This window comes from Kineococcus indalonis (assembly GCF_009906395.1).
GTDB lineage: Bacteria > Actinomycetota > Actinomycetes > Actinomycetales > Kineococcaceae > Kineococcus > Kineococcus indalonis.
On record NZ_JAAALM010000726.1, the window covers coordinates 1 to 1,512 of the forward strand.

Genomic DNA, 1,512 nt, shown 5'->3' on the forward strand with positions numbered 1-1,512 from the left:
GAGGAGGTGGTGGACGTGCGGGTACCGCTGGGCGCGGAGGGGTTCAACGAGTGCCTCTCGGGACGACGGGGGTGGCCGTGGTGCCCGACCGCACCCGCCGCGGCGCCGGGGCGCCGTGCGAGGGACCTGCGCGCCGCGAGGGGGCCGTGGGGCCCCGCCGCGCGCTGAACACTCGACCGCGGGCGCACCGGACGGCGCTCCCGCTCACCCCAGGGTAACGGCACGTGACGACCCCCTGTTCCGGCCCGGGCCGGCGCGGTGCTCGGCGGGGTGCTCGGCGGGGTGCTCGGCGGGGTGCGGACGTGACGCGGTTCACGGCGCGGACGGCCGCGGGCGACACGCACCCCCGTTCTCCGGCACGTGAAGGCAGGCTAACCTCACCTGCCGTGGCACCCGCGACGAGCCCGCCCACGGCCACGGCCGTCCCCGCCGGCGGCGCCGGCCCCCGGCGCCGCCGCCCCGCGCGCACCCGCCGGGCCACCGCCCTCGGGCTGGCCCTGGCGCTGCTGGTGCTCGCGGTGCTCGCCTCGCTCGCCGTCGGCTCGCGGGACGTGCCGCTGGGCACCGTGCTGGACGCGCTGCGCGGGGCGGGCGGGGGCCAGGACGCGCTCGTCGTGCGCGAGCTGCGCGTGCCGCGCACCCTGCTCGGCGTCGCCGTCGGCGCCGCGCTGGGCCTGGCCGGCGCGCTCATGCAGGCGCTGACGCGCAACCCGCTGGCCGACCCGGGCCTGCTCGGCGTCAACTCCGGCGCGGCCGCGGCCATGGTGACGGCCGTGGGGGTCCTCGGCGTGACCTCCCGCCTGGGCCTGGTGTGGGCCTCGATGCTCGGGGCGGCCCTCGTCGCCGTCGTCGTGTACGTGCTCGGCTCCGTCGGCCGCGGCGGGGCCACCCCCGTGCGCCTGGCCCTGGCCGGCACCGCCGTCAGCGCGGCCCTGACCGCCTGCACCAGCGCGCAGGTCCTGCTGGACCAGCAGACCTTCGACCGCTTCCGCTTCTGGCAGGTCGGCTCCCTGGCCGGGCACGACCTCGGCGTCTTCTGGCAGATGCTGCCGTTCTTCGCCGTCGGCACCGCGCTGGCGCTGTCGCAGGCGCGCTCCCTGAACGCCCTGGCCCTGGGCGTGGACTCCGGGCGGGCCCTGGGCGCGCACGTCGGGCGCACCCGGGTGCTCACCGCCCTGGCCGTGACGCTGCTGTGCGGGGCGGCGACCGCCACCGCCGGGCCGGTCTGGTTCGTCGGCCTGGCCGTGCCGCACGTCGTGCGGGCCCTCACCGGCCCCGACCAGCGCTGGGTCCTGCCCCTGTCCGTCGTCCTGTCGCCGGCGCTGCTGCTGCTGAGCGACGTCCTGGGCCGGGTCGTGGTGCGCCCCGGCGAACTGGAGGTCAGCATCGTGACCGCGCTGCTCGGGGCGCCCGTGCTCGTCGCCCTGGTCCGCCGCCGCCGGCTGGCGCAGCTGTGAGCGCGCAGGCCCCCGTGCGCGCCGGCGCCGCCCCGCTGCCCGCGCCCGCCACCCC

The 1,512-nt window shown here is 79.4% G+C and carries 1 protein-coding gene; it reads left to right on the forward strand.

Annotation, left to right across the window (positions count from 1 at the left end; translation table 11 throughout):
- Positions 1 to 386 precede the first annotated feature (386 nt).
- Entirely contained in the window at positions 387 to 1,457 is a 1,071-nt protein-coding gene (locus tag GTR00_RS20610) for a FecCD family ABC transporter permease (protein ID WP_166613394.1), read from the forward strand.
- Positions 1,458 to 1,512 lie beyond the last annotated feature (55 nt).